This window comes from uncultured Winogradskyella sp., assembly GCF_963975125.1.
Lineage (GTDB): Bacteria > Bacteroidota > Bacteroidia > Flavobacteriales > Flavobacteriaceae > Winogradskyella.
Map to the genome: position 1 here is coordinate 1 of NZ_CAXBGB010000144.1, position 3,128 is coordinate 3,128.

At 31.5% G+C, this 3,128-nt stretch carries 3 protein-coding genes; all 3 read left to right on the forward strand.

Annotated elements, in window-relative coordinates:
- The coding region (locus AAC053_RS13810) for a T9SS type A sorting domain-containing protein (protein ID WP_339757854.1) at positions 1–381 on the forward strand (381 nt) is incomplete at its 5' end.
- Between the two features lie 247 nt (positions 382–628).
- A complete protein-coding gene (gene rnr / locus AAC053_RS13815) occupies positions 629–2,869 on the forward strand; it encodes a ribonuclease R (RefSeq protein ID WP_339757857.1) in 2,241 nt (746 codons plus the stop codon).
- A 113-nt stretch (positions 2,870–2,982) separates the two neighbouring features.
- Positions 2,983–3,128, forward strand: a 146-nt coding sequence (locus AAC053_RS13820; RefSeq protein WP_339757859.1) for a heavy metal-binding domain-containing protein, incomplete at its 3' end; no start/stop codon positions are given.

Here is a 3,128-nt window from a genome sequence, read left to right on the forward strand (position 1 = left end):
AATACTATTAATGGAGTATTTGGAGCAATAGATGGTGTAAACTATACTACAGCTCTAGATAACGGTACTTTTGTAGACGAAAACAATCCAACCGCTTCTGAGATACAAGCTATAATAGATATGGTTAATGCTACTTTAAGTATTAATACTGCTGATTTATTTAGTTTTAGTCTCTATCCAAACCCAGCAAAAACGCAATTTACTATTCAATTAGAAAATTCTAATATTTTAGAAAACGCAAAGATTTACAATAACTTAGGTCAATTAGTTTTAACATCACAAAGACATGTTGTTAATACTTCAACACTAAGCTCTGGTTTATATTTTGTAGAAATAGAAACTAATAAAGGAAAAGCCTCTAAAAAATTAATTATAGAATAAAAAATAAATAACTTATAATAATTATAAGCACTGTAAATTTTACAGTGCTTTTTCATTTATTTAACCTTTACTAAACACTATTAAATTTTAATAACGTAGCTTTGCAGAAACTTAATATCTTCACTTCCACCTGTATTGAGTTAAAAAAACAAAGTTGTCATTCCGCACAACGATGCGGAATCTATAATCTTTTAGATTCTGAAACAAGTTCAGAATGACAAATACATATAATGATTACAATTAATAAATGACAAAAAAGAAACACAGGAAACCTTCACATAATAAGATTTCTAACCTTACAAATACAATTCTAAGTATTTTAAAAAAAGACAGAAACCAATCCTTTAACTATAAACAAATTGCTTCTAAACTCGGTGTTAACGACGCTAGTAGTCGCAATCAAATTATAAAGAAACTTCAACAACTTAAAGCAAAGCAAGAGATAGAAGAAGTAGATCGTGGTAAGTTTAAAATCACCGTTAATACAGAATACTATACAGGTATTTTAGATTTAGGTCAAAAAGGAAACGGTTATATAATAACGGATGATTTTGAAGATGACATCTTCATTGCATTAAACAATATTAATAAAGCCTTAAATGGTGACGAAGTAGAATTCTACGCCTACAAAAGACGTCACAGAGGAAAACTAGAAGGAGAAATTACCAATATTATTAAACGTTCTAAAACTGAATATGTTGGTACCATTCAAATTCACGATAAAAAGAATTTTGCTTTTGTTGTAGTAGATAGCCCAAAAATGTATAAAGATATTTTTGTACCTATTAATAAAATCAACAAGGCAGAAGATGGAGATAAAGTATTAGTAACTCTAGAGGATTGGCCAGAAAATGCAGACTCACCTAATGGAAAAGTACTTAATGTACTTGGTAAACCAGGTGAGCATAGTACAGAGATTCATTCTATTTTAGCAGAGTATGGTTTACCTCTTGAGTTTCCTCACGATGTTGAAACGTATGCTAATAATTTAGACACCTCAATTAAAGAAGAAGAAATAGCTAAACGGCGCGATATGCGTAAAGATTTAACCTTTACCATAGATCCTAAAGATGCGAAAGATTTTGATGATGCCTTATCTTTTAAAGTATTAGAAAACGGTTTATACGAAATAGGAATTCACATTGCAGACGTGTCGCACTATGTACAACCAGGTACAGTTTTAGATGATGAAGCTTATGAGCGAGCAACTTCTATTTATTTGGTTGATCGTGTTGTACCAATGTTACCAGAGCGTTTATCTAATGGAGCTTGTTCATTACGTCCACACGAAGAAAAATATACGTTTTCAGCTGTGTTTCAAATGAATGAAAAATGCGAAATTAAAAACGAATGGTTTGGTAGAACAGTAACGTATTCTGATGCACGTTTTGCTTATGAAGAAGCGCAAGCTATTATTGAAAACAATACAGTTTCTGCGAAGGCAGGAATCTCATCAATCAATACTACAATTCCAAGTGAAGTTTCACTCACAGGAAAAGCGTATGAAACATCTAAAGATATTGCTCATGCCATTCTAAAAATGGATGAATTAGCTAAGAAAATGCGTTCGCAACGTATGCGAGAAGGTGCTATTTCTTTTGATAAGGTTGAAGTTAAATTTAAATTAGACGAAGAGGCAAACCCGGTTGGTATTCATTTTAAAACCAGTAAAGACGCTAACAAGCTGATTGAAGAATTTATGTTGCTAGCCAACAGAAAGGTTTCAGAATTTATTGGAAAACAAAGTCCTAAAAAAACCTTTGTATATCGTGTACACGATGAGCCAAAAGAAGATAAGTTAGCACAGTTACAAACTGTAGTTGCTCGTTTTGGGCACAAACTTAATTTTAAGGACAAAGGCAGTGTAGCATCTTCCTTAAATAAATTACTAAAAGATGTTGTTGGTAAAAAGGAACAGAATTTAGTAGATACCTTAACTATTCGCACAATGTCTAAGGCAGAATACACGACTCATAATATTGGACATTACGGTTTAGCATTTGAGTATTACAGTCATTTTACCTCACCAATTCGTCGTTACCCAGATGTAATGGCACACCGTTTATTACAAATGTATTTAGATGTTGAAAAATCTGCTAACCAAGCCATTTATGAAGATAAATGTAAACATAGTAGTAATATGGAATACTTAGCTACTAAAGCTGAGCGCGACTCTATAAAGTACATGCAGATTCGTTTTATGCAAGATCATGAAGATGAAGAATTTTTAGGCGTTATTTCTGGTGTAACCGATTGGGGAATTTATATAGAAATTATATCAAATAAATGCGAAGGTATGGTGAGCGTAAGAGATATGAAAGATGATCATTATCAATTCGACCAAGACCAATATGCTATGGTTGGTAATAAAACAAAAAAAATGTACCAACTTGGAGATGAAGTTATTGTAAAAGTTAAAAATGCAGATTTAGTTAAAAAGCACTTAGATTTTTATATGGTTGGTAAACCAGCAGTTGAACAAAGTTAAAAATAGATTTAGCGTCAGTTCGAGTGTCCCAACATTTTTCGTTGGGATGTATCGAGAACTATTAAATGTAACATTATTGTAAAAGCATATACCTATACTAAAAACTACAAAAAATGATTTTAACAACAACAAACACTATAGAAGGTTTTAAAATAATAGAATACAAAGGTATTGTTTCTGGTGTTGGAATGAATTCACAAAAGGCTTCAATGACATTTAGTATGTCAAAATATTATAAAGCTATTTCAGATAGCATTTC